Source organism: Streptomyces sp. NPDC043996, from assembly GCF_056435225.1.
On record NZ_JBWKEY010000001.1, the window covers coordinates 624255 to 648217 of the forward strand.

A 23963-nucleotide genomic window follows, 5' to 3' on the forward strand; every position below is an offset into this window, starting at 1 on the left:
GGTGTGAGAAGGCGCACCGGATAAGGGTGTGACGCTAGGGATACCGGTTGCGCTTGTTAATGCGGAGAGGGCGGTCGTCGCTCTCGTCCACGCAGGGAGCGGAACCGAAGGGGTGGGGACCGGTGGCCGGTGAGGGGAAGAGAACGCCGCGTGCGGAGGAGATGCGGGGGTGCGCGCGGGCGTTCGTCGCGCGGGTGACGCGGCGCCACCGGCTGCCGCTGGACTTCTCGGTGCGCAGCCTGCGCGTCGTGGACTGCCTGCTCGACGGGTTGCGCGCGGACGGGCGGGAGCGCGCGGAGGTCGCGCACGCGCTTTTCGGGTGCGGGGCGTACGTCGGTGAGGTCCTCGTGCGGCGGGCGGGCGCCGTCTGGGTCGACTTCGACGCGGCGCAGCGGCAGTACTTCGGGCAGGCCGTGGGGGTGCGGATGCCCGACGGGCGGGTGCGCAGCCCGCTGGGGAAGGTCGTCAACCGGTACGAGCGGGGCGCCGAGGAGTCCCTGCGGACCTTCTACCTCACGCTGCCGGGGCGGCACTCCGAACGGGCCGAGAAGGCGCCGCCTGGGGCCGAACCGGCCCGTTCGCTGTGACCGCGTCGCGCACGCGGTCGCGGTACGGGAGCGGGCCCGGGGGCCCAGGGCGCGCGAAGATCGGGGACGCGGCGCTGACGCGGGCCATCGCCGAGGCCAAGGAGGGCGACGAGGCGGCGTTCGCGCTCGTGTACCAGTGGGTGCACCCGGGGCTGCTCGGCTGTGTGCGCGGGCTCGTGGGGGACGAGTCGGAGGACGTGGCGTCGGAGGCGTGGCTCCAGATCGCCCGGGATCTGCGGCGGTTTACGGGGGACGGGGCCGACTTCCGCCGCTGGGCGCGCGCCGTCGCCCGCAACCGCGCCCGCGACCACCTCAGACGCCGCCTGAGCAGGCCCAGGATCGGCTTCTCCGAGGACGAAGCGCTTGAGGTGCCGGACGCCCGGGACACCGCGGAGGAGGCGCTGGAGGCGCTGTCGACCGACGACGCGCTCGGGCTCGTCGCCTCGCTGCCGCCGGACCAGGGCCGGGCGGTGTACCTCGGCGTGGTGGTCGGTCTGGACGGCCCGGCCGCGGCCCGCGTCCTGGGCAAACGCCCGGGCGCCGTCCGGATGGCGCTGCACCGGGGGTTGCGGCGGCTGCGGACGCAGCTGAAGGGGCCGTCACCGGGGCCGCCGGGGGCGGCCCTCGCTCTTGTGCGCCGCCGCCGCGCGGGGCGCGCCCTGGTGCTCCGCGCGCGCCCTCAGCCGCCGGACCCGCCGGGCGGTCCGGTGCCCACCGCCTCCACCAGCTCCAGGTCGTACGTCAACGGCCCGCCGGTCAGCACGATGTGCCGCGCCTTCGAGGCGTATCCGGGAGCCGTCACCGCGAGCAGGTACACGCCGGGGGCGGGTGCCGCGAGGACGTAGGAGCCGTCGGCCAGGGACGAGACCCGGTCCAGCTGGCGTCCCGCCGCGGACAGCAGGGTGAGCCGCACGCTGTGGATCGGCTCGCCGTCGGGCGTGATGACGAAGCCGTGGACGGTGTGCGGGCCGCGCTCGCGCCGCCCGTTGCCGTAGGCCCGCTCCTCTGGGACCTCGCCGCGCGGCCCGTACGGGCCATACGGCTTGTACGGCTCGTACGGCTCGCAGCTCCCCGGCGTCAGCAGCGGATCGGCCGCGTCGTACGTGCCCGTCGCCCCGCATCCGCCGGGGCCCCCGCAGCCGGCAGGGGCCGTCGTGGCCGTGGCCGGGGCGGGCGGTGGTGTCGCCGGGCCGAGGGCCGCCGCCACCAGGGCCTCCAGTTCCTCGGGGGCGGGCGGCGGCGCGTCCTTCGGCTCGACGGCCAGGTGCGGCAGGCGGCGCTCCAGGCAGGGCGGGAGCCACCAGTTGGCGCGGCCGACGAGGTGCATGACGGCGGGGACGAGGGCCGTGCGCAGGACGAAGGCGTCGAGCGCGACGGCCGCCGCGAGGCCGATGCCCGCCATGGCGCCCTCGGTGTCGCCGCTGAGCACGAAGGCGGCGAAGACGCAGATCATGATCAGGGCGGCGCAGTTGATGACCCGGCTGGTCTCCGCGAGGCCGACGCGGACCGCGCGCGCGTTGTCCCGCGTGTGGACCCACTCCTCGTGCATGCGGCTCACCAGGAACACCTGGTAGTCCATGGAGAGGCCGAAGAGCAGCGCCAGCATGATCACCGGCAGGAAGGCCGTGATCGGGCCCCCCTCGGTGACGCCGAGGAGTCCCGCGTCCCAGCCCCACTGGAACACCGCCACCAGCAGGCCGAAGGACGCGGCCGCCGCGATCAGGTTCATCAGGGCCGCCGTCAGCGGCACCACCAGGGAGCGGAAGGCGACGAGGAGCAGCACGAAGCCGAGGGCGACGACGGTGCCGACGAAGTACGGCAGCCTGCCCGCGGTGACGGCGGCGAAGTCCTCGAACACCGCCGTCACCCCGCCGACGTGGGCGTCCGCGCCCGCCTCGGGCAGCACGTCGTCGCGCAGCCGGTGGATCAGGGCGCCGGTCTCCTTCGACTGCGGGGACGTGGCGGGCACCACCTGGATGACGGCGGTGTCCCCGGCCGCGGCGGGCGGCGCGGTGGTGGCCTCGGCGACGCCCTGAGTGGCGCGGATGCGGGTCACCAGGTCCTCGGTGGCGGCCGGGTCCGCCTTCTCCACGACGACCTGGAGGGGGCCGTTGAAGCCCGGGCCGAAGCCCTCGGCGAGCAGGTCGTAGGCCTGCCGGGTCGTCGTCGACGTACGGTGGTTGCCCTGGTCCGTGGCGCCAAGGCGCAGCGAGAGCAGCGGGATCGACAGGGCGGCCATGACGGCCACCGCGACGAGGGCGACGGTGCGCGGGCGCCGCTGGACCCACGCGGCCCAGCGCGCGGCGAGGCCGCTCGGCTCCTCGGGCTCGGGGCCTTGTGCCGCGAGGCGGCGCCGCTGGCGGCGGCTGAGCACGCGCGCACCGAGCACGCCGAACAGGGCGGGCAGCAGCGTGAGGGCCGCGAGGACGCTCAGGACGACGGTGAGGGACGCGGCGATGACCACCCCGTCAAGGAACCGCAGGTTCGTCACGAGCATCCCGGCGAGCGCGACGCACACGGTGCCGCCCGCGAACAGCACGGCGCGCCCCGAGGTGTTGAGCGCCCGCGCGGCCGACTCCTCGGGGTCGAGGCCGCGCAGGATGCCCCGGCGGTGGCGGGTGACGATGAACAGGGCGTAGTCGATGCCGACGCCGAGCCCGATCAGCGAGCCGAGCAGCGGGGCCACCTCGGGCACGTCGGTGACGTGGCTGAGCAGCACGGTGGCGAGCAGCCCGGCGCCGACGGCGCACACGGCGGTGAGGATCGGCAGGAGCACGGCGAACAGGGAGCCGAAGGCCAGGAAGAGGACCACCGAGGCCGCCGCGACGCCGACGGCCTCCGAGGTGCCCGCGGGCGGCTCCTGGACGCGGGCGACGGCCTGGCCGCCCAGCTCGACCCGCAGGCCCGGGCGCTCGGCCCGCTCGGCGGCGTCGACGACGTCCCGCACCAGGCGCTCGGGGACCTCGGCGGCCTGCCGCGCGAAGGTGACGCGCGCGTACGCGATCCGCCCGTCCGCGCTGACGCGGGCGGCGGCGGCCGGGCCCGGCGCGTAGGGGCCGGCGACCTCGCCGACGCCGTCGAGGCGGGCGATCTGGGCGAGCGCGGGCTCGATCCGCGACCGTACGGAGGCGTCGCGCACCGAGGCGTCGCGGCCGGGCCCCGTGACCTCCCAGACGACGGTGTCGGTGTCGCCGCCGCGCTCCGGGAACGCCTCGGTCAGGAGTTCGTGCGCGCGCTGGGAGTCCGTGCCGGGCACGGAGAAGACGTTCGCGTAGTCGGGGCCCGCCGAGCCGCCCGCGACGCCGAGGCCGCACAGCGCCCCCAGCCACAGCACCAGGACCACCAGCCGGTGCCGGTAGCACCAGCGCGCCCATGCCACCACGTTGTCCGCCCTTTCGTCAGCGCCGTCCGCGGCGCCGTCCGCCCGGCCGGTCCCGCCGGGCCCACCGGCCCGCGCCCCACCATCGGCGGCGCGGTGCCCGGACGGCGCGTGAACCTCCTTGATTCACAAGGAACTCCAAGACGCGGGCCCGCACGATGCTCAACGAGCGCCCGATACTGGGGACATGAGCCACGCCGAAGGTCACCGGGGAACACCTGTCGCGGAGGCGGCCCCCGCGCCCCGCCACGCCACCGTCCTGGTCGTGGAGGACGAGCCGAGCATCGCCGACGTGCTCGCCATCGCCCTGCGCTTCCACCGCTTCGACGTGATGACGGCGGGCACCGTGCGCGAGGCCCTCGCGCTCGCCGAGGGCGCCTGGCCCGACTGCGCGCTGCTCGACGTGATGCTGCCGGACGGCGACGGCCGGGCGCTCGGCCGTGAACTGCGGGCGCGCCGCCCGGAGTTGGCGCTGGTGTTCCTGACCGCGCGGGACGCCCCCGCGGAGGTCGTGGGCGCGCTCGGCTTCGGCGACGACTACATCACCAAGCCGTTCCACATCGACGAGGTCGTGGCCCGCGTCGGCGCGGTCCTGCGCCGCACCCGGACCGGCGACGTGCTGCCGCGGCGGCCGCCGCTGCGCTACGGCGACCTGGAGCTGGACGAGACGACGTACGCCGCGCGCCGCGGCGGCCGCACGGTGCAGCTCACCCCCACCGAGTACGCCCTGCTGCGCTTCCTGGTCCGCAACGGCGGCCGGATCGTGCCCAAGGAGCAGCTCCTGCGGCACGTCTGGCACATCGAGCACACCGCCGAGTCGACCGTCGTGGAGACGTACGTCAGCTATCTGCGGCGCAAGCTCGACCAGCTGGGGCCGCCGCTGATCACCACGCGGCGCGGCGTCGGGTACGGCCTGGCATGAGGCGTCCGCTCCGGCCGCTCGGCGGGCTCGCCCGCACCACCCGCCCCGCCGGCCCCGGGCGTTCGGCGCGCCGCGGCCGCCTCGGCATGAAGTCGCTGCGCGCCAAGCTCACGCTGGTGAACGTGGCGCTGCTCGCGCTCGGCATCGCGGCGGCGACCGCGGTGAGCGTCCTCGGCATGAAGCACTACCTCCTCGACAGGATCGACTCCGAGCTCGCCACCTCCCGCGCCTCGCTCCGCGACACCACCCTGACGCTGGCCCAGCTCCAGGCGCTGACCGGGATCGACGAGGTGATCGAGGAGCTGCGGCGCACCCCCGACGGCGCCAAGGAGCTGACGCCGACGCAGTCGGTGATCGTGGCGGTCGACCGCTCGGGCGAGTCCGTCGACATCAGCTACGTCCCCTCGTCCGGCCTGCAGCGCCAGCTGGTCGCCGCCATCGGCGACGCCCAGCGCTTCGGCCGCCGCTCGACGCCCACGGACGTCACCCTGAGCGGTGCCCCCTACCGCGCGATCGGCGTGCACCTCGCCGACCGCTCGGTCCTCGCCATCGCCATCTCGACGGAGGACGTGCACGCGGGCGTGCGCCAGGCGCTCCGCCTCGACCTGGCCTTCGGCGCCGTGCTGCTCGGGCTGCTCGCCGTCCTGACGCTGATCTCCGCGCGGCAGCGCCTGCGGCCCCTGGAGGACATGGTCGAGACGGCGTCCGCGATCGCCGAGGGCGACCTGAAGCGGCGCGTGCCCTCCAGCGGCGCCGCCGTCCTGGAGACCGAACAGCTGCGGCTCGCGCTCAACTCCATGCTCCAGCAGGTCGAGGCGGCCTTCGACACCCGTGAGCGCAGCGCGGCCCAGCTGCGCCAGTTCGTCGCGGACGCCTCGCACGAGCTGCGCACCCCGCTGTCCGCGATCCGCGGCTACCTCCAGCTGTACGACAGGGGCATGCTCAGCGACCCGGAGGACCGCTCGCGGGCGTGGACCCGGATGCACGCCGAGGCCGACCGCATGAGCCACCTGGTGGCGGAGCTGCTCACCCTGGCCCGCCTCGACCAGCGGCCCGAGCTGCGGCTGCGGACGGTCGACGTGAGCCGCCTGGTGCGGGACGCGGCGGACGACCTGCGGGCGCAGGATCCGGACCGGCCGCTGTCGGTGCGCGCGGACGGCGCGATCCTCGTCCAGGCGGACGAGCAGGGCCTGCGCAAGGTCCTCGCCAACCTCCTGGGCAACGTACGGGCCCACACCCCCGCCGGGACGCCGGTGGCGCTCGCCCTGGAGCGGAGCGACGGACTCGTCCGCCTGACCGTGGCCGACGACGGCCCCGGCATGGACGCGGCGGACGCGGCCCGGATCTTCGACCGCTTCTTCCGGGCGGGCCGGGGCGCGGGCAGCGGCCTGGGCATGGCGATCGTGCGCGGGGTCCTGGCGGCGCACGGCGGCACGGCCGAGGTCCGCACGGCCCCCGGCCGGGGTCTGACGGTCCTGGTCACGCTGCCCCGGGTGCCGGTGCCGCCCGCCGTGCCGGGCCCGCTCACGCCTGTCGAGAAGCCAGTTCCACGACCGTGACGTCCGAGGGGGCGCCCACCCGCACGGGCGGGCCCCAGGCCCCGGCGCCGCGCGTGACGTACAGCTGGGTGTCGCCGTAGCGCTCCAGGCCCGCGAGCGTGGGGTTGGCGAGGTCGGCGACGAAGTTGTTGGGCCACAGCTGGCCGCCGTGGGTGTGGCCGGACAGCTGGAGGTCGACGCCGTGCTCGACGGCGTCGTGGATGACCACCGGCTGGTGGGCGAGGAGCACGGAGGCGCGGGTGCGGTCCCGGTCGCCGAGTGCCTTGGCGAAGTCGGGGCCCTGGCCCTCGTCCTCGCCCTGGACGTCGTTGACTCCGGCGAGGTCGAAGTACGGCAGTTCGGTACGGGCGTTCTCCAGGGGCCGCAGTCCGAGCGAGCGCACGTGCTCCACCCACTGCTCGGCTCCGGAGAAGTACTCATGATTGCCCGTGACGAAGAAGCTGCCGTGGCGTGCGCGCAGGTCGGCGAGGGGGCGGGCCGCGCCCGCGAGGTCCTCGACGTCGCCGTCCACCAAATCGCCGACGATCGCGATGAGGTCGGGCTGCGTGGAGTTGACGGTGTCCACGACGCGCCGCGCGAAGCCCTCGCCGAGGACGGGGCCCAGGTGGATGTCGCTCACCACGGCGATCCGGAAGCCGTGCGCTGCGCGCGGCAGCTTGGCGAGGGGGACGGTGACGCGTTTCACGCGGGGGCCGCGGAGCACGCTGTACGTGCCGTAGCCCACCGTTCCCGCCGCGACGGTGGCTGCGCCCGCGGCTACTGTTCGGGCCACGAAGAGGCGCCGGGAGAGGTCCCGGGTGCCCTCGGCCTGGTCATTCGTCTGGGGCTGCGCCCCTTTCCCCGCTTCATCGGCGCTTCGCGCCTCGTCCTCAAGCGCCGGACGGGCTGGATTGCGCTCCAGCCACCGTCGCAACAGCGGGCGTACGGCCTCCCCCACCACCAGCGCCAGGAGCAGGTACAGCGCGAACGCCATCCACAGGAAGCCCGGCCAGGCCAAGGCCTGCTGGAGCCAGAACGGGGCGCCGCCGCGCTCCGCCGCCAGGGCCGCGAACATCAGCAGCGGGCCCGCGACGTACGCCGCGGTGCCCAGGCGCCGCCCCCACGACCCCCGCGCCGTGGTGTCCCGCACCATCCGTCGCCACACGTACCAGAGCAGGGCGCAGAAGACGGCGGCCACCGCGATGACGACGAGGACGACCCCGAGGACGCCCACCGCTATGACGTTCGGCGCAGTGCGCGCAGTCCACGGAACCCGATGGCCCCTACCGCCGTCCCCAAGGCAAAGGAGACAACGGCGAGCGTCAGGTGCACCCAGAAGTACCCGGTGGGCTTGTCCGCGTCGTCGAAGGCGAGCCCGCTGCCGTCCTTCCACAGGTTTTTGACGAAAGTGATCCAGATGACCCAGCTCCACACGCCGAAGGCGAGCAGGAACCAGGAGACGGGGCGGCTGAGCTTCATGGGCTCAGTATCACCAGCCGCCCTCGCCCGCCGCCTTCGGGGTGGGGAGCGCCGTACCGTCCGGGTGACCTCGGCGGCGGCGGGCCCGGCCCGGCCCTGTACGTTCTCGTCCGTGCCCGCTCTGAAGAAGACCGCCCTGGTCATCACCTCCGCGACCCTGCTTTCCCTGTCGGCGACGGTGCCCGCGCTCGCCGACGACAAGCCCGGCGGCAAGAAGGACGACCAGCCGAAGCCGCCCGCCAAGATGTCGACGGTCGGCGGTGCCCGCCTTGGTCAGCCGGGCACGCAGGCCGATCTGGGGGCGGGCGCTCCGGTGCTGCCCAAGAAGCTCTCGGCCCGGTCCTGGATCGTCTCGGACGCGGAGTCCGGCAAGGTGCTCGCCGCGCACAACCCGCACTGGCGCCTGGCCCCCGCGAGCACCCTGAAGATGCTGTTCGCGGACACGATCCTGCCGAGGTTCCCCAAGACGCAGAAGCACAAGGTCGCGCTGTCTGACCTGCAGGGCGTCGGCGCGGGCAGCAGCCTGGTCGGCATCAAGGAGAACGAGACGTACTCGGTCCACGACCTGTGGCTGGGGGTCTTCCTGCGCTCCGGCAACGACGCCGTGCACGTCCTCTCCGAGATGAACGGCGGCGTGCCGCGGACCGTGCGGGACATGCAGAAGCACGCCGAGGACCTCCAGGCCCTCGACACGCGCGTCGTCACGCCCGACGGCTACGACGAGAAGGGCCAGGTGTCGTCGGCGTACGACCTCAGCCTGTTCGCCCGCTCCGGCCTGCAGAAGAAGGACTTCCGCGAGTACTGCTCGACGGCCACCGCCGAGTTCCCCGGCAAGACGGAGAAGATCAAGAAGGGCAACGACAAGGGCAAGACGAAGCGCGAGCCCTTCGGCATCCAGAACACCAACCGGCTGCTGACCGGCGCCGACGGCGTCGAGCCCTACAAGGGCATCGCGGGCGTGAAGAACGGCTCGACGACCAACGCGGGCAACACCTTCACGGGGGTCGCCGAGCGCGACGGCAAGGTGCTCCTCGTCACCGTGATGAACCCCTCCTCCGGCGAGCCGCACGCCGTCTACAAGGAGACGGCCCGGCTGCTCGACTGGGGCTTCGCCGCCCACGGCAAGGTGAAGCCGGTCGGTGAGCTGGTGCCGCCGAAGGGCGCGCACACCGGCGCGGGCAAGGGCGCCCCGGGCGAGAGCGGCGCCGACGCGAAGACCGTGGCGCGGGCCTCCGAGAAGAGTTCCGGCGGCATGGGCGTCGCGCTCGGCATCGCCGGTGGCGTGGTCGTCCTGGTCGCGGGCGGCGCGTTCCTGCTCAACCGTCGCTGGCCGCTGTCGGAGTCGGCGCGGCGGCGCCGGGGCTGACGGCCGCGGCCGTCTCCTCCCGCTCCTTCCTCGGCACCGCCGTCCACGCGGCGCAGAACAGGAGCAGCTTCGCGGTGAAGTTGATCCACAGGAGCAGCGCGACGGGCACGCCGAAGGCGCCGTACATGCTCTTCGCGGCGACGCCCTTCATATAGCCGCCGAGCAGCAGCTTCAGGAGTTCGAACCCGGCCGCGCCGATCAGTCCGGCGACGATCAGCGCGCGCCGGGGCGGCTGCACCCCGGGCAGCAGCGTGAGGACGTACAGCAGGAGCAGGAAGTCGGCGAGGACGGCGATGGCGAAGGCGGCCGCCTGAAGCAGGACGCCGCCGGGTCCTTCCTTGTCGACGCCGAGCTGATCGGCACTCCAGCCGACGGCCGTCGAGGCGATGGCGGAGGCGAGCAGCGAGGCGAGCCCGGCGCCGCCGAGCCCGGCGAGCACGCCCAGGTCCTTGAGCTTGCGCAGGAACGGGTTCTCCTCGGTGTCCTCCAGGAGCCAGACCGCCCGCAGGCACTCCCTTATCGAGCCGACCCAGCCGACGCCGGTGAACAGCAGCAGCGCGCCCGCGACGAGGCCGATGGTGCCCGCGTTGGCGATCAGCGCATTCAGGTCGAGCTGGTCGGAGATGCCGGGGACCTGCTCGGAGATCTTGTCCTCGATCTTGCGCTGCCGCTCGGGTGACAGCGTGGCCGCGGCGATCGCGGCGGCGACCGTGATCAGCGGGAACAGGGCGATGAAGCTGATGAAGGTCATCGCGGCGGCGAGCCGGGCCCAGTGGACCTCGTCGAGCCGTTCGTAGGAGCGCCACGCGTGGGTGCGCGTGAGGCGCTCGACGTACGGCCCGACGCCGGGCACCTTCTTCAGCCAGTCCATGTCGCCTGCCCCGTTCCTGGTGCGGCCCGCGTGGTCTCCGGGGCCTGTGAGCGGAATACCAAGGTCCGGGTACCCCAAAACCGCAGGACAGTGGCGAGTGCCATGCCGATTCCCGCCCCCGAGACGGTGTCCGCGCGCTGCGAGGTGAGGCCGAGGCCGTAGTGGGAGACGGCCAGGCACAGGAGCTGGACGAGGGCGCCCGCGACGTTGACGGCGAGGAACACGGCGTACTGGCGCGCCCGGGAGGCGCCGGGCGCGCCCGTACGCCGGTAGGTGCCGAGCGCGTTGCCCGCGTATGCGACGGTGCACCCGGCGACGAACGACAGGGCCTTGGCGGTCAGCGGGTCGAGCCCGGCGGGCCCCCGCAGCCACACGAAGAGCCCGAGGTCGGCGGCGTACGCGCAGATCCCGACGGCGGCGAAGCCGAGGAGCTCGCGCGGGGCGGGGCGCACGGAGGTCACCAGTCCGCGACCGCGAGCCCGTACATCGCGAGCCAGGCGAGCCCGATCAGGGCGAGGGCGCGGTCGCGCAGGACGACGTCCTCGGGCTCGCCCGCGGTGCCCCGGTCGGCGAACACCGCGTACCGCAGGACGGCGAGGATGAAGGCGACCATCGACAGCTGCCGCCACGGCAGCACGCCGGTGCCCTCGGCGGAGCCGGTCTCCAGGGCCCACAGGCAGTACGCGAGCACCGCCACGCCCGCCGCGAGCTGCCAGACGAACCGCAGGTAGCCGGTGGTGTACTCGGTGAGAAGGGCCCGCGTCGCGCCCGCCTTGCCCGCCATCTGCACGGCTTCGGAGTAGCGCTTGGCGGAGACCATGAACAGCGCGCCGAAGCCGGTCGTGATCAGGAACCAGCGCGAGAGCGGAATCCCGAGCGCGACCCCGCCGATCATCGCCCGCATCAGGAACCCGGTGGTGACGACGGCGAGATCGACGACGAGCACGTGCTTGAGGCTGACGCAGTACGCGAGTTGCATCACGACGTACGCGGCGAGCAGGCCCGCGGTGAGCGGGGTGCACAGCGCGGCGGCGGCGAGCGGCGCGAGGAGGGCGAGCAGGCCGCCCGTGGCGTAGGCGAGGGGCACCGGGACCGTGCCCGCCGCGACGGGCCGCGCGCACTTGGTGGGGTGGGCGCGGTCGGCGTCGGCGTCGCGGGCGTCGTTGATCAGGTAGACCGCGCTCGCGGCGGCCGTGAACAGGGCGAAGACGAGCGCGAGTTGGGTCAGGGCGTGCCGCGAGAACAGCTCGCCCGCGGCCGCGGGGGCGGCGATGACCAGGACGTTCTTGACCCACTGGCGGGGCCGGGCGGTCCGCAGGAGGCCGAGCGGCAGGCCGCCGGGGCCGGGGCCTCGCGGCTCGGGGGAACGGGGCGGGGCGAGGAGGGCGGTGGCGCGATCAGCCATCTCGGCGGTGTGTTCAGCCATCGCGGCGGTGTGTTCCGCCATCGCGGACGTGCGTTCAGCCATCGCGGCGGGCCCTCCTCAGCCAGGGGCCGCCCGCGTAGGCGGTGGCCGCGCCGAGGGCGGCGCCCGCCGCCACGTCGGTCGGGTAGTGGACGCCGACGACCAGGCGGGACACGCACATCGCGGCGGCCAGCGGCGGCACGATCCGGGCGCCCGCGGGCCGCAGCGCGCCGTAGGCGACGGCCGCCGCGGCCGCGGAGGTGGCGTGCGAGCTGGGGAAGGAGTGCCGCCCCGCGGTCCGCACCAGGGGGGTGACGTGCGCGGGGCGTGGTCGGCGCACCAGGCGCTTGACGCCCATGCTGGCCAGGTGCGCGGCGGCGGTGAGCGCGGTGGCGCGCAGCCAGGCGCCGCGCCGTTCGCGGTCGAGGGCGGCGCCGGTGAGGCCCGCGGCGATCCACAGCGCGCCGTGCTCACCGCCGTGGGAGAGGGCGCGGGCGGCGGCGGCCACGCGCGGATCGCCGCCGCAGTCGCGCAGGGCCGTCAGGAGCCGGTGGTCCATGTCATGCATGCGCCCTAGGCAACACCCCACGAATTGCAGGATTGTTGGGTGACACTCTTTTAATCGCCCATTCCGGTGAGACTAAGGGCGAATAACACGGGACAGTCCCTCAGAGGGAGCAAGCGGAACATATCAGGGCGATACGGTCACGCCATGCCAGCCGTGCCCGCCGCCGCGCCCGCCGCGCCCGCCAAGCCCCTGGAAACCGCCGCGTCCGCCGCGCCCGCGAGGCCCACCGCGGCCGCCGTCCCCCTGTCCGGCTGGGGCCGCACCGCCCCCACCGCCGCCCGCCTGGTGCGCCCCCGCTCGCGTGAGGAGGCCGTGGCCGCGCTCGGCGCCTGCGCGGACCGCGGCACCATCCCGCGCGGCCTGGGCCGCGCCTACGGGGACGCCGCCCAGAACGCGGGCGGCGCCGTGCTCGACATGACCGGCCTCGACCGCGTGCACACCATCGACGCCGACACGGGCGCCGTCGTCTGCGACGCGGGCGTCTCCCTGCACCACCTGATGGAAGTCCTGCTGCCGCTCGGCTGGTTCGTGCCGGTGACGCCCGGGACCCGCTACGTCACCGTCGGCGGCGCGATCGGCGCCGACATCCACGGCAAGAACCACCACGTCTCGGGCTCGTTCGCCCGCCACGTGCGCTCCTTCGACCTGCTCACGGCGGACGGCACGGTCCGTACGGTGAAGCCGGGCAGCAAGCTCTTCAACGCGACGGCGGGAGGCATGGGCCTGACCGGCGTCGTCCTGAAGGCGCGGATCCAGTGCGTGCCCGTCGCGACGTCCTTCATGTCCGTGGACACCGAACGCGCCACGGACCTGGACGACTTGATGGCCCGCCTGACCGCCACCGACCACCGCTACCGGTACTCCGTCGCCTGGATCGACCTCCTCGCGCGCGGCGCGGCGACCGGCCGCGCCGTCCTCACCCGCGGCGACCACGCCCCCCTGGACGCCCTGCCCGCCCGCGCGCGCCGGGCCCCGCTGTCCTTCCGCCCGCGCCTGCTCCCCGCCGCCCCCTCCCTCATCCCCGAGGGCCTGCTGAGCCGCACCACCGTGGGCCTGTTCAACGAGCTCTGGTACCGCAGGGCCCCACGCCTTCGCCTCGGCGAACTCCAGCGGCTCTCGACGTTCTTCCACCCCCTGGACGGCGTCCCCCACTGGAACCGCGTCTACGGCCGCGGCGGCTTCGTCCAGTACCAGTTCGTCGTCGGGTACGGGCAGGAGGAGGCCCTGCGGCGCATCGTGCACCGGATCGCGGGGCGCGGGTGCCCGTCCTTCCTCGCCGTCCTCAAGCGCTTCGGCGAGGCCGATCCCGGCTGGCTGTCCTTCCCCATGCCCGGCTGGACCCTGGCCCTGGACATCCCGGCCGGGCTGCCCGGGCTCGCCGCGCTCCTCGACTCCCTGGACGAGGAGGTCGCGGCCGCCGGCGGCCGCGTCTACCTAGCCAAGGACTCCCGCCTGCGCCCCGACCTCCTCGAGGCCATGTACCCCCGCGTCCCCGCCTTCCGAGCCCTCCGCGCCGACCTCGACCCCCGTTCCCTCTTCCGCTCAGACCTCTCCCGCCGCCTCACGCTCTGACCTCACTCCCCCACCCACCCGCCCGCCCCCCATCACGCTGACGCGCTCGTCCTCAATCGCCGGACAGACTCTCTCCCCACCCACCCACCCGCCCCTCAATCGCCGCTCCGCGGCTCGTCCTCAAACGCCGGACGGGCTGAAAACCCATCGGCGCTTCGCGCCTCGTCCTCAAGCGCCGGACGGGCTCAAAGGCTCGCCGCTTCGCGGCTTGTCCTCAGACGCCGGACAGGCTGGAGTTCCCCGGCCGGGCTGATTAGTCCGAGTGCGGCGAGAGTCTCCAGCCCGTCCGACGCTTGAGGACGAGCGCGGTGTTTCAGCCCGTCCAGCATTTGAGGGCGAGCGCGGTGTTTCAGCCCGTCCGGCGTTTGAGGACGAGGCGCGGAGCGCCGATTGCTTTGAGCGGGGGGACGGGGGCGGCAGCCCCCGGTTCGGGAAGGGGCGGGTCTGGGGCGTGCCGCGAGGCGACACCAGCCGCGGCGGAACACCAACAGAACCGAACAGACACACACCCCAGAAAGGCCCCCCATGAAAGACGCCTTCGGCGCCCCCCAGTCCCTCCTCGTCCTCGGCGGCACCTCAGAGATCGCCCTCACCACAGCCCACCGCCTGGCGGCACACCGCACGCGCGACATCTGGCTGGCGGGCCGCCCCTCCCCCACCCTCGAAAGGTCCGCGCAAGCGCTCCGCACCCAGGGCGCCCACGCCAGAACCGTCGCGTTCGACGCCCTGGACCCCGAGTCCCACGAGACCGCCCTGGGCAAGGTCTTCGCGGAGGGCGACATCGACATGGTCCTGCTCGCGTTCGGTGTCCTCGGCGACCAGGCCAAGGACGAGGCCGACCCCCTGGCGGCCGCCCGCGTGGCGCAGACGAACTACACGGGCGCCGTCTCCGCGGGCCTGGTCTGCGCCCGCGCCCTGCAGGCCCAGGGCCACGGCTCCCTCGTCGTGCTCTCCTCCGTCGCGGGCGAGCGCGCCCGCCGCTCGAACTTCATCTACGGCTCCAGCAAGGCGGGCCTCGACGCCTTCGCCCAGGGCCTCGGCGACGCCCTGCACGGCACGGGCGTGCACGTGATGGTCGTACGCCCCGGCTTCGTACGGTCGAAGATGACGGCGGGCCTGGAGGCGGCCCCGCTGGCGACGACGCCGCAGGCGGTGGCCGAGGCGATCGAGACGGGCCTGCGGCGCCGCTCGGAGACGGTGTGGGTGCCGGGCTCGCTGCGCCTGGTGATGTCGGCGCTGCGGCATGTGCCGCGCCCGCTGTTCCGGCGGCTGCCGGTGTGAGGCGCCGCCGTGCCGGGAGGGTCAGCGCGCGGGCAGTGTGTCCCGGGCGGCGGCCTGCGGCGGCACCGTGCTCCCGCCGAACGTGAACTCCCGCAGCTTGCGCCACACCCCGTCGGCCCCCTGCTCGTACAGGGCGAAGCCGGTGCAGGGCCACTCGGCCTCGTACCCGGACAGCTCCTCGTACGCCCGGTCCATGGCCTCTTCGGCGATGCCGTGCGCGACGGTGACGTGCGGGTGGTACGGGAACTGCAGTTCGCGCGCGAGCGGCCCGGACGCGGCGCGGACCCGCTCCTGGAGCCATGAGCAGGCCGAGCCGCCCTCGACGACCTGGACGAACACGACGGGTGAGAGGGGGCGGAACGTACCGGTGCCGGAAAGCCGCATCGGGAAGGGGCGCCCGGCCGCCGCGACGGCCACCAGGTGGTCCTCGATCGCGGCCAGCGCGCCCGCGTCCGCCTCGGTCGGCGGCAGCAGCGTGACGTGGGTGGGGATGCCGTGCGCGGCGGGGTCACCGAAGCCCGCGCGCAGCTCCTGGAGCAGGCTGCCGTGAGGCTCCGGGACCGCGATCGACACACCGATCGTTACGGTCCCCACGTCGTACTCCTGTCGTCGTGTGCGGGCGGTTGAGAAGGGGGCGAAGAGGGGCAGGGGCAGGGGCAGGGCACACCGCCGCGCCGTGCGGCGACGGTGGTGCCCGGGGTGGGGCTCAGTGCTTGGCGGGCAGGAAGCCCACCTTGTCGTACGCCTGGGCGAGGGTCTCCGCCGCGACGGCACGCGCCTTGTCCGCGCCCTTGGCCAGGATCTTGTCGAGCGTGTCCGGGTCGTCCAGGAACTCCTGGGTGCGGTCCCGGAACGGAGTGACGAACTCGACCATGGCCTCGGCGAGGTCGGTCTTCAGCGCACCGTAGCCCTTGCCGACGTACTTCTGCTCGAGTTCCGCGATACCCGTGCCCGTGAGGGTCGAGTAGATGGTGAGGAGGTTGCTGACGCCCGGCTTGTTCTCGGTGTCGTACCTGATCACCGTGTCCGTGTCGGTGACCGCGCTCTTGACCTTCTTCGCGGTGGTCTTCGGCTCGTCGAGCAGGTTGATCAGGCCCTTCGGCGTGGACGCCGACTTGCTCATCTTGATCGACGGGTCCTGAAGGTCGTAGATCTTCGCCGTCTCCTTGAGGATGTACGGCTTGGGAACGGTGAACGTCGGGCCGAAGCGCCCGTTGAACCGCTCGGCCAGGTCACGGGTGAGCTCGATGTGCTGGCGCTGGTCCTCGCCGACGGGGACCTCGTTGGCCTGGTAGAGCAGGATGTCGGCAACCTGGAGGACGGGGTACGTGAACAGGCCGACGGAGGCGCGGTCGGCGCCCTGCTTGGCCGACTTGTCCTTGAACTGCGTCATGCGGGAGGCCTCGCCGAAGCCCGTGAGGCAGTTCATGACCCAGGCGAGCTGGGCGTGCTCGGGCACGTGGCTCTGCACGAAGAGCGTGCAGCGCTCCGGGTCGAGACCGGCGGCGAGCAGCTGCGCCGCGGCGAGGCGGGTGTTCGCGCGCAGCTCGGCCGGGTCCTGCGGGACGGTGATCGCGTGCAGGTCCACCACCATGTAGAAGGCGTCGTGGGACTCCTGCAGGGCCACCCACTGGCGGACGGCGCCCAGGTAGTTGCCGAGGTGGAACGAGCCCGCGGTGGGCTGGATCCCGGAGAGCACGCGAGGACTGTCAGAGGCCATGCCCAGCATTCTCTCAGGTGCCGCCGGTTGGTCGGGAACTGGTCGGGACTCGTCGCGGACTCGTCGCGGACACAGGCGCGGACACAGGCGCGGACAGAGTCGTGAACAAAGCGGACAGAGGAGAGGACAGAAGCGAGGACAGAGGCGAGGACAGAGGCGCGACGGGTGGGAACCGATTCGGTCCGGGCGGTGTACCAAAGGTGTGAGTGCACGGGGGAAGGTTCTGGAGGATGCTCCGGGGCATCGGGCGGGGCGCGGGCTCGAGCCGGAGCGGGCGCTGGAGGGGGACGGCATCGGCGTCGACGAGGCGGCGGTCATCGCACGCGTGCGCGCCGGCGAGGCGGAGGCGTACGCCGAGTTGGTGCGCGCCTTCACCGGCACGGCGCTCAGAGCCGCGGCCGCGCTCGGCGCGGGCGCCGACGCCGAGGACGTGGTGCAGCAGTCCTTCTTCAAGGCGTATCGCGCGCTGGGCGGTTTCCGGGACGGCGCGGCGTTCAGACCGTGGCTGCTTTCGATCGTCGCCAATGAGACGAGGAACACAGTGCGGTCGGCGGCGCGGCGGCGCTCGGTGGCGGGCCGCGAGGCCGCGCTCACCGAGGCGCATCCGTTGATACCGGAATCGGCGGACCCGGCGGTCGCGGCCCTGGAGCGCGAGCGCCGTGCGGTGCTCCTGTCCGCCCTGGACCGCCTGGGCGAGCACCACCGCCTGGTCGTGACGTACCGCTATCTGCTCGAGATGGACGAGGCGGAGACGGCCGAGGCCCTCGGCTGGCCGCGCGGCACGGTGAAGTCCCGGCTGAACCGCGCGCTGCGCAAGCTGGAACGGCTGCTGCCGGAGGGAGCACGGGGGTCGGGACCGGAGGGGCCGGAAGGGCCGGAAGGGCTGGAGGGAGGTGAGCGGCGTGGCTGAGACCGGCGGGGACGACCGGCGGGAGCCGGGTGCGGGGCCGCCCCAGGGGCTTCCCGATGAGCTGCGGGCGCTCGGGCGTGAGCTCGACCGGCCGGAGACCGGCGAGACGATGGTCGAGCGGGTCCTGGCGCAGATCATCGCCGAGGGCGCGGTGGTGCGCCGCCCGGGCCCCGGAGACCGGCTCCGGGAGGCGTGGCGGCGGCTGCGGCGGGCCCTGCGGTCGCGGTGGCGCGCGGTCGCGGCGTCGCTGTGCGGCCTGCTCACGGTCCTCGCGCTGACGCCGCCGGTGCGCGCCGCGGTCTTCGAGTGGTTCGACTTCGGCGGGGTCGAGGTGCGGTACGACCCGTCGCCCGCGCCCACCTCGGGCGGCGCCCCCGGCTGCGGCGGTCCTTCGGTGTCCCTGGAGCGGGCGGCGCGCGAGGCCGGGTTCCGGCCGGTGGTGCCGAAGGCCCTGGGCGAGCCGCGCGCGGTGACGGTCACGCGGGCGCCCGGCGGCCGCTCCTGGATCACCCTGTGCTGGCGCGGCCAGGACGGCGGCGCGATCCGCCTGGACGCGTTTCCGGCGCCCCTGGACCCCGGCTTCAGCAAGCTCATCAAGGGCCACCCCGAATGGGTCGACCTGGGCGGCGGCGCCCCGGCCCTGTGGTTCCCCCGGCCGCACCGCCTGGAGTTCTGGCTGCGGGACGCCTCGGGCGAGCGCTGGTCCCGCACGGTGCGCACGGCGGGCCCGACGCTGCTGTGGTCCCACGGCGAGCGGCTGACGCTGCGGCTTGAGGGGGTGCCGTCGAAGGGGCGGGCGACGGAGCTGGCGAAGTCGTCCTGACGAAAGGGGAACCCGCCGGGCTCGGGCGGTGTACCAGAAGTGACGTGCGACGAAGTGACGTGCGACGGCGGCGCGGAGGGCCCGCGCCGGAGAGCCACAGGGGGCTGATGCCGATGGTGCGCATCCGAAGGGGCAGGGCTTCGCGCAGGGACACGGCCTGGGGGCTGACGGCGGCGGTGCCTGTCGTGGCGCTGCCCCCGGCACTGATCCCGGCACTGGTCCCGGCACTGTTCCTGGCGCTGATCCTGACGCTGTTCATAGCCACACCGAAGGCATCGGCGGGCGGCCCGACGAGCGTGCTGGTGACGTCACCGGCGAGCGCGGAGTCGGCTTCGCTGTACTACGCGGACGAGGAGTACGACCAGTTGGCCGCGCTCCTCGGCGACCCGGCAAGCACCACCCGGGAGTCCGCGCCGGGGCTCACCGTGCTCGGCGGCCGCCAGATCAACGTCACCTGGATGATCCACGACGTCCGCCCCTGGCGCCTCGACCACGTCTATCCCGAGGGCAAGGGCGCCGTCTGGATCCACACGACCACGGACCTCGACTCGATGACCGGCACCTGGCACAAGGCGCAGCGGCCGGGCGCCGTGCGCGCCCTCCTGAAGTCCCTGCGCGTCCTGGGCCAGGAATCGGACGACGGGTACGAGGGGATATCCCCGGCGCAGCCGTACCCGGCCCGTATCAAGGACTCCAAGGAGCCCAAGGAGCCCAAGGCCACCACGGCGGCGGCCGCACCCCGCCCGCGCTCTTCCGCGGACGAGGCGGCCTGGCGGTGGGCGATACCCAGCGCGGCGGCGGGAGCCCTGGCGGGTGCGGCGGCGGCGCTGCGCTACCGCCGCCGCACCCCTGCGCGGGGGGAGCCTCCCCGTCAGGAGCTCCTGGACGCGTGAGGGCTCACGCCGTGGGCAGCCCCGGCGCCGGATGTGCCGCCATGAGTTCGGCCACCTCGGCCCGGATCTTCGCAAGGGCGTCCTCGTCCTCGGCCTTGGCCGCGCGGACGCCCCGGTCCACCCAGTCCGCCACCGCGGCCATGTGCTCCACGCCGAGCCCGCGCGAGGTCAGGGAGGGGGTGCCGATGCGCACGCCGGAGGGGTCGAACGGCTTTCGGGAGTCGTAGGGCACGGTGTTGTAGTTGACGACGATCCCGGCCCGGTCGAGGGCCTTCGCGGCGACCTTCCCGGGCACGTCCTTGGGGGTGAGGTCCATCAGGATCAGATGGTTGTCCGTGCCGCCGGAGACGAGGTCGAAGCCGCGGGCGAGCAGCGCGTCGGCCAGGGCCTTGGCGTTGGCGACGACGGCGTGGGCGTAAGTGCGGAAGGAGGGCTGCGCGGCTTCGTGGAGGGCGACGGCGATCGCGGCGGTGGTCTGGTTGTGGGGCCCGCCCTGAAGGCCGGGGAAGACGGCCTTGTCGATGGCCTTGGCGTGCTCGTCGCGGGCGAGGAGCATCGCGCCGCGGGGCCCACGCAGGGTCTTGTGCGTGGTCGTGGAGATCACATCGGCATACGGCACGGGCGAGGGGTGGGCGCCGCCCGCGACGAGCCCGGCGATGTGGGCGATGTCGGCGACGAGCAAGGCCCCGGCCTCGCGGGCGATCTCGGCGAAGGCGGCGAAGTCGATGGTGCGGGGCAGGGCGGTGCCACCGCAGAAGATCACCTTGGGCCGCTCCTTGAGGGCGAGGTCGCGCACGGCGTCGAAGTCGATCAGGCCGTTGTCCTCGCGGACGCCGTACTGCACGCCGCGGAACCAGCGGCCGGTGGCGGAGACGCCCCAGCCGTGGGTGAGGTGGCCGCCCATCGGCAGGGCCATGCCCATGACGGTGTCGCCGGGCTCGGCGAAGGCGAGGTAGACGGCGAGGTTGGCCGGGGATCCTGAGTAGGGCTGGACGTTGGCGTGGCCGGTGCCGAAGACGGCCTTGGCGCGGTCGACGGCGAGGCGCTCGACCTGGTCGATGTTCTGCTGGCCCTCGTAGTAGCGGCGGCCGGGGTAGCCCTCGCTGTACTTGTTCTGCAGGACGGTGCCGGAGGCTTCGAGGACGGCGGCCGAGACGTAGTTCTCGCTGGGGATCAGGCGGAGCGTGTCGGCCTGGAGCTGCTCCTCGGCGGTGACGAGGGCGGCGAGTTCGGGGTCGGTGGCGGCGAGCGCGGGGTGCTGGGGGGTGACGGGATGCGTCATGGCGTCCTCCGGGGCGAGCGGTGATGGTGTCCGGTCGTGGTCCCGGGGTGCCGATGGGGTCTCCCCTGCTCGAGCGGAGCCGAGAGCTTGGGGAAGGGCGGCACCTCGAAGGTTCTGCCTCGCGCGGCTTCCTCAGGGTCGATTCCCTGTGCGCCAGTCGCCGCGCTGTGGAAGCCAGCGTATCGGGGTCGACAAGGTGGCAGGGTGCGTCGTCCAGGATGCGAGCGACCATAGGAATTGGGCCACGTGCCTGGGAAACACCGCAAGAACACCCCCTGCGCCGTTAGTAGCCGTAGGAACTCGCACAACGAGGTGCGAACGCGAGAAACGGAGACGCCGTGACTGCCACGGAAGAACTCATCGCCTCTGCCGAAGCGCACAGCGCGCACAACTACCACCCGCTCCCCGTAGTCGTCGCGTCCGCGGAGGGCGCGTGGATGACCGATGTCGAGGGGCGCCGTTACCTCGACATGCTCGCCGGGTATTCGGCGCTCAACTTCGGCCACGGCAACAGTCGGCTCATCGAGGCGGCGAAGAAGCAACTGGACCGCGTCACGCTGACGTCGCGCGCGTTCCACCACGACCGTTTCGCGGAGTTCTGCACGCGGCTCGGCGCCCTGTGCGGCAAGGAGATGGTGCTGCCGATGAACACGGGTGTGGAGGCCGTGGAGACGGCGGTGAAGACGGCACGGAAGTGGGGGTACCGGGTCAAGGGCGTCCCGGACGGCAGGGCCAGGATCGTGGTGGCGCGCGACAACTTCCACGGCCGGACGACGACGGTCATCAGCTTCTCGACGGACCCCGAGGCCCGCGCGGACTACGGCCCGTACACGCCGGGGTTCGACATCGTGCCGTTCGGTGATCTCGGGGCGCTTCGGGACGCGATCACGGAGGACACCGTGGCGGTGCTCCTGGAGCCGGTCCAGGGCGAGGCGGGGGTCCTTGTGCCGCCGCCGGGATATCTGCCGGGCGTGCGGGAGCTGACGCGGGAGCGGGGGGTGCTGTTCATCGCGGACGAGATCCAGTCGGGGCTCGGCCGCACGGGGCGGACGTTCGCGTGCGAGCACGAGGGCGTGGTGCCGGACGTGTATCTGCTGGGCAAGGCGCTGGGCGGGGGCGTGGTGCCGGTGTCGGCGGTGGTCGCGGACGCGGAGGTGCTCGGGGTGTTCCGGCCCGGTGAGCACGGGTCGACGTTCGGCGGCAATCCGCTGGCGTGCGCGGTGGCGCTTGAGGTCGTCGCGATGCTGGAGACGGGCGAGTTCCAGCAGCGGGCGACGGAGCTGGGCGAGCATCTGCACGCCGAGCTCGGTCTGCTCGCGGGCTCCGGGAAGGTGACGGCGGTGCGCGGGCGCGGCCTGTGGGCGGGCGTCGACATCGACCCGTCGTGCGGTACGGGCCGGGAGATCTCCGAGAAGCTGATGGACCGCGGCGTCCTGGTGAAGGACACCCACGGCTCGACGATCCGGATCGCTCCCCCGCTGGTGATCAGCAAGGAGGACCTGGACTGGGGCCTGGACCAGCTGCGGACGGTGCTCGGCTAACCGCCGCGAACGGGGACGGCCCGGCCCGCCCCTCCTCGTACGCGTCCCCGGCGGCGGCACGGCGGCCTCAGCCGGGCCGGAGGAGTCGGCGGGGTCGGCGGGATCGGCGGCGAGGGAGCGGGCGCCCGCGAGGCCTTCGAGGGCGAGGGCGACGGCCCCGGCCCGGTTGTCCCCGGTGGCGATCCTGCTGGCTTATTCCGTGCCCGGCGGGGCTGGCGGCTCGTTGGGCGGGACAGCAGCGGCCGTCTTGGCGTTCCCGGTCGCGGGTGGGGTGTGGAAGTCGATGCGGCCGAGGCCGTAGCCGAAGGTGCCTGAGCTGACCGCGCAGGTGGCGCGGGCGGTGGCGGCACGGGGCCCGTATCCGTTGGCGATGCGGGTCCGTGACGAGCTGGGCGAGTTGTTCGCGGACGCCGAGTTCGCCGAGGCGTTCGGAGCCAGAGGGCGGCCGGGCTGGTCACCGGGCCAGCTGGCGCTGGTGACGGTGTTGCAGTTCGCCGAGAACCTCACCGACCGGGCGGCAGCGCATCGGGTGCGGTACGGCATGGACCTGAAGTACGCGCTCGGCCTGGAGCTGGATGATCCCGGGTTCGACGCCTCAGTGCTGTCCGAGTTCCGCACGCGGCTGGTCGAGCACGGGATGGAGGAGAAGGTGCTCGACCTGCTGCTGACCGCCCTCAAGGACCGGGGCCTGGTGAAGGCGGGAGGCAGGCAGCGCACCGACTCCACCCGCGTGCTGGCGGCGGTCCGCGACCTGAACAGGCTGGAGCTGGCCGGGGAAACACTGCGGACCACGCTGGAGGCGCTGGCCTGCGCGGCCCCGGACTGGCTGGCCGGGGCGGTGTCCGTTCGGGAATGGGCCGACCGCTACGGCCCACGGACTCACTCCTGGCATCCGCCGGCTTCCACGAGCAAACGCGAGGAGATGGCTCTGGTCTACGGCCGGGACGGGTTCGCGCTGCTGGAGGCGGTGCACGCCCCTGACGTGCCGGCCTGGCTGCGCGAACTCCCGGCGGTGCAGGTCCTGCGCACGATGTGGGTGCAGAACTACCACCGCACCGTGTCCGAAGCCGGAGCGGAGGTGAAGCGGCGGGAGAGCAAAGACCTCCCGCCCGGCAGACTGAGGCTGGCCTCTCCGTACGACACCGACGCGCGCTACGGCCTCAAACAGGGCTCCTGGTGGAGCGGCTACAAGATCCACATCAGTGAGTCCTGTGACGATCCCGATGACCAGGGTCCGGCTGTCGGCGGCCAGGCGCTGGCCCCTGGAGCCGAGGGGCCGCCGCCGCGCTTGATCACCGGTATCGCGACCACCGACGCCCCAGTGACCGACGCGGAAATGACCGAACCGGTCCATCACATGCTCGCTGCCTGCCCGGTGCGCGACCTCGAAGGCCGACGGCCGGACCCTCTCCCTGCAACCCCGCGAGCTGCAAGAAGTCCTCGGCCATGCCCGCCTCCAGCAGGACGACGAGCAGTGGCGAGCCAGGTACGGAACCCGCGCGGGCATCGAGGGAACCATCCACCAGGCCGTCGCGGTCACCGGGATGAGACGTGCCCGCTACCTCGGTCTCCAGAAGACCCACCTGGAGCACGTCTTCTCCGCCGTTGCGCTCCACCTCATCCGCCTCGATGCCTGGTGGAACGGCCACCCGCTCGACCGCACCCGCGTCAGCCACCTTGCCCGACTCGACCTCTCCCTCGCCGCGTGACCGAATAGGGGTCTTACTGGTGTGATCGCCTAATCAACTGTCGCCGGTTTCCCGAGGAACCCAGCCAGTTGGTGACCGACTGGGTTGCCAACGGCGTATCGGCTCCGGGTCCCACCG

21 protein-coding genes and 1 pseudogene are annotated in these 23963 nt (G+C 73.4%); 12 read left to right on the forward strand and 10 right to left on the reverse strand.

What is annotated here, in order from left to right; all coding sequences use genetic code 11:
- Positions 1–161: 161 nt before the first annotated feature.
- Complete coding sequence (locus tag AC07A4_RS02780) at positions 162–587, forward strand: hypothetical protein (RefSeq protein ID WP_478592885.1); 426 nt, start codon at positions 162–164, stop codon at positions 585–587.
- A gap of 59 nt (positions 588–646) precedes the next feature.
- Positions 647–1183 (forward strand): annotated as a pseudogene (locus tag AC07A4_RS02785) (RNA polymerase sigma factor); the annotation flags it as partial.
- A gap of 83 nt (positions 1184–1266) precedes the next feature.
- On the opposite strand, the gene AC07A4_RS02790 reads toward AC07A4_RS02785, so the two are convergent.
- Complete coding sequence (locus AC07A4_RS02790; RefSeq protein ID WP_478591969.1) at positions 1267–3969, reverse strand: MMPL family transporter; 2703 nt, start codon at positions 3967–3969, stop codon at positions 1267–1269.
- Positions 3970–4153: 184 nt separating this feature from the next.
- On the opposite strand from AC07A4_RS02790, the gene AC07A4_RS02795 reads away from it, so the two are divergent.
- Positions 4154–4888, forward strand: a complete 735-nt coding sequence (locus AC07A4_RS02795; RefSeq protein WP_478591971.1) for a response regulator transcription factor — start codon at positions 4154–4156, stop codon at positions 4886–4888.
- A gap of 86 nt (positions 4889–4974) precedes the next feature.
- Entirely contained in the window at positions 4975–6447 is a 1473-nt protein-coding gene (locus AC07A4_RS02800; RefSeq protein WP_478592888.1) for a sensor histidine kinase, read from the forward strand.
- Here the strand turns inward: AC07A4_RS02800 and AC07A4_RS02805 are convergent.
- Positions 6413–7660: a metallophosphoesterase gene (locus tag AC07A4_RS02805; protein ID WP_478591973.1), complete on the reverse strand. Its 1248-nt coding sequence runs from the start codon at positions 7658–7660 to the stop codon at positions 6413–6415. The two genes, AC07A4_RS02800 and AC07A4_RS02805, sit on opposite strands and share 35 nt — an antisense overlap.
- Positions 7661–7662: 2 nt before the next feature.
- Complete coding sequence (locus tag AC07A4_RS02810; protein WP_478591975.1) at positions 7663–7905, reverse strand: SCO4848 family membrane protein; 243 nt, start codon at positions 7903–7905, stop codon at positions 7663–7665.
- 112 nt (positions 7906–8017) lie between these two features.
- Here AC07A4_RS02810 and AC07A4_RS02815 point away from each other — a divergent pair, with 112 nt between their 5' ends.
- The gene (locus AC07A4_RS02815) at positions 8018–9271 is read left to right on the forward strand and encodes a D-alanyl-D-alanine carboxypeptidase family protein (RefSeq protein ID WP_478591977.1); all 1254 of its coding nucleotides are present in this window, start codon (positions 8018–8020) and stop codon (positions 9269–9271) included.
- On the opposite strand, the gene AC07A4_RS02820 is transcribed toward AC07A4_RS02815, so the two are convergent.
- The 4 genes from AC07A4_RS02820 to AC07A4_RS02835 are packed head-to-tail and all read right to left on the reverse strand — an operon-like array spanning position 9222 to position 12115.
- Positions 9222–10142, reverse strand: a complete 921-nt coding sequence (locus tag AC07A4_RS02820; protein ID WP_478591978.1) for a YihY/virulence factor BrkB family protein — start codon at positions 10140–10142, stop codon at positions 9222–9224. The genes AC07A4_RS02815 and AC07A4_RS02820 overlap by 50 nt on opposite strands.
- Positions 10130–10603 carry a GtrA family protein gene (locus AC07A4_RS02825; RefSeq protein WP_478591981.1) on the reverse strand — a complete coding sequence of 158 codons (474 nt, stop codon included), beginning with the start codon at positions 10601–10603 and terminating at the stop codon, positions 10130–10132. The genes AC07A4_RS02820 and AC07A4_RS02825 overlap by 13 nt, the downstream gene beginning before the upstream one ends.
- Positions 10600–11568, reverse strand: a complete 969-nt coding sequence (locus AC07A4_RS02830) for a decaprenyl-phosphate phosphoribosyltransferase (RefSeq protein ID WP_478592891.1) — start codon at positions 11566–11568, stop codon at positions 10600–10602. The genes AC07A4_RS02825 and AC07A4_RS02830 overlap by 4 nt, the downstream gene beginning before the upstream one ends.
- A 34-nt stretch (positions 11569–11602) precedes the next feature.
- Positions 11603–12115 (reverse strand): phosphatase PAP2 family protein, encoded by a 513-nt coding sequence (locus AC07A4_RS02835; protein ID WP_478591984.1) that lies wholly within the window; start codon positions 12113–12115, stop codon positions 11603–11605.
- Between the two features lie 144 nt (positions 12116–12259).
- Between AC07A4_RS02835 and AC07A4_RS02840 the strand changes: the two genes are divergently transcribed.
- Complete coding sequence (locus tag AC07A4_RS02840) at positions 12260–13687, forward strand: FAD-binding protein (protein WP_478591987.1); 1428 nt, start codon at positions 12260–12262, stop codon at positions 13685–13687.
- Between the two features lie 525 nt (positions 13688–14212).
- Entirely contained in the window at positions 14213–14968 is a 756-nt protein-coding gene (locus tag AC07A4_RS02845; protein WP_478591990.1) for a decaprenylphospho-beta-D-erythro-pentofuranosid-2-ulose 2-reductase, read from the forward strand.
- A 21-nt stretch (positions 14969–14989) separates the two neighbouring features.
- Here the strand turns inward: AC07A4_RS02845 and AC07A4_RS02850 are convergent, their stop codons facing one another.
- Both AC07A4_RS02850 and trpS read right to left on the reverse strand, forming a co-directional pair.
- Positions 14990–15562, reverse strand: a complete 573-nt coding sequence (locus tag AC07A4_RS02850; protein ID WP_478591993.1) for a 2'-5' RNA ligase family protein — start codon at positions 15560–15562, stop codon at positions 14990–14992.
- A gap of 112 nt (positions 15563–15674) precedes the next feature.
- Positions 15675–16688 (reverse strand): tryptophan--tRNA ligase, encoded by a 1014-nt coding sequence (gene trpS / locus AC07A4_RS02855; RefSeq protein WP_478591996.1) that lies wholly within the window; start codon positions 16686–16688, stop codon positions 15675–15677.
- A gap of 277 nt (positions 16689–16965) precedes the next feature.
- On the opposite strand from trpS, the gene AC07A4_RS02860 reads away from it, so the two are divergent.
- The 3 genes from AC07A4_RS02860 to AC07A4_RS02870 all read left to right on the forward strand — a co-directional run bounded on the left by AC07A4_RS02860 (position 16966) and on the right by AC07A4_RS02870 (position 19314).
- A complete protein-coding gene (locus AC07A4_RS02860; protein ID WP_478592894.1) occupies positions 16966–17598 on the forward strand; it encodes an RNA polymerase sigma factor in 633 nt (210 codons plus the stop codon).
- Positions 17591–18421 (forward strand): hypothetical protein, encoded by an 831-nt coding sequence (locus AC07A4_RS02865; protein WP_478591998.1) that lies wholly within the window; start codon positions 17591–17593, stop codon positions 18419–18421. The genes AC07A4_RS02860 and AC07A4_RS02865 overlap by 8 nt, the downstream gene beginning before the upstream one ends.
- Positions 18422–18606: 185 nt before the next feature.
- On the forward strand, positions 18607–19314 hold the full coding sequence (locus AC07A4_RS02870) for a hypothetical protein (RefSeq protein ID WP_478592001.1): 708 nt from the start codon (positions 18607–18609) through the stop codon (positions 19312–19314).
- Between the two features lie 4 nt (positions 19315–19318).
- Here AC07A4_RS02870 and AC07A4_RS02875 read toward each other — a convergent pair whose 3' ends face one another.
- The gene (locus AC07A4_RS02875; protein ID WP_478592004.1) at positions 19319–20596 is read right to left on the reverse strand and encodes a serine hydroxymethyltransferase; all 1278 of its coding nucleotides are present in this window, start codon (positions 20594–20596) and stop codon (positions 19319–19321) included.
- Positions 20597–20934: 338 nt separating this feature from the next.
- Here AC07A4_RS02875 and rocD point away from each other — a divergent pair, with 338 nt between their 5' ends.
- A complete protein-coding gene (gene rocD, locus AC07A4_RS02880) occupies positions 20935–22137 on the forward strand; it encodes an ornithine--oxo-acid transaminase (RefSeq protein ID WP_478592006.1) in 1203 nt (400 codons plus the stop codon).
- Positions 22138–22444: 307 nt separating this feature from the next.
- Positions 22445–23854 carry a transposase gene (locus AC07A4_RS02885; RefSeq protein WP_478592009.1) on the forward strand — a complete coding sequence of 470 codons (1410 nt, stop codon included), beginning with the start codon at positions 22445–22447 and terminating at the stop codon, positions 23852–23854.
- Positions 23855–23963: the final 109 nt, after the last annotated feature.

Bases quoted from the DNA above. Each gene is read 5' to 3' on its own strand.
- AC07A4_RS02800 (WP_478592888.1), top strand. From the start codon at position 4,975: ATGAAGTCGCTGCGCGCCAAGCTCACGCTGGTGAACGTGGCGCTGCTC.
- AC07A4_RS02840 (WP_478591987.1), top strand. From the start codon at position 12,260: ATGCCAGCCGTGCCCGCCGCCGCGCCCGCCGCGCCCGCCAAGCCCCTG.
- AC07A4_RS02875 (WP_478592004.1), bottom strand. From the start codon at position 20,596: ATGACGCATCCCGTCACCCCCCAGCACCCCGCGCTCGCCGCCACCGAC.
- AC07A4_RS02795 (WP_478591971.1), top strand. From the start codon at position 4,154: ATGAGCCACGCCGAAGGTCACCGGGGAACACCTGTCGCGGAGGCGGCC.
- AC07A4_RS02820 (WP_478591978.1), bottom strand. From the start codon at position 10,142: ATGGACTGGCTGAAGAAGGTGCCCGGCGTCGGGCCGTACGTCGAGCGC.
- AC07A4_RS02835 (WP_478591984.1), bottom strand. From the start codon at position 12,115: ATGCATGACATGGACCACCGGCTCCTGACGGCCCTGCGCGACTGCGGC.
- AC07A4_RS02780 (WP_478592885.1), top strand. From the start codon at position 162: ATGCGGGGGTGCGCGCGGGCGTTCGTCGCGCGGGTGACGCGGCGCCAC.
- AC07A4_RS02810 (WP_478591975.1), bottom strand. From the start codon at position 7,905: ATGAAGCTCAGCCGCCCCGTCTCCTGGTTCCTGCTCGCCTTCGGCGTG.
- trpS (WP_478591996.1), bottom strand. From the start codon at position 16,688: ATGGCCTCTGACAGTCCTCGCGTGCTCTCCGGGATCCAGCCCACCGCG.
- AC07A4_RS02830 (WP_478592891.1), bottom strand. From the start codon at position 11,568: ATGGCTGAACACACCGCCGAGATGGCTGATCGCGCCACCGCCCTCCTC.
- AC07A4_RS02845 (WP_478591990.1), top strand. From the start codon at position 14,213: ATGAAAGACGCCTTCGGCGCCCCCCAGTCCCTCCTCGTCCTCGGCGGC.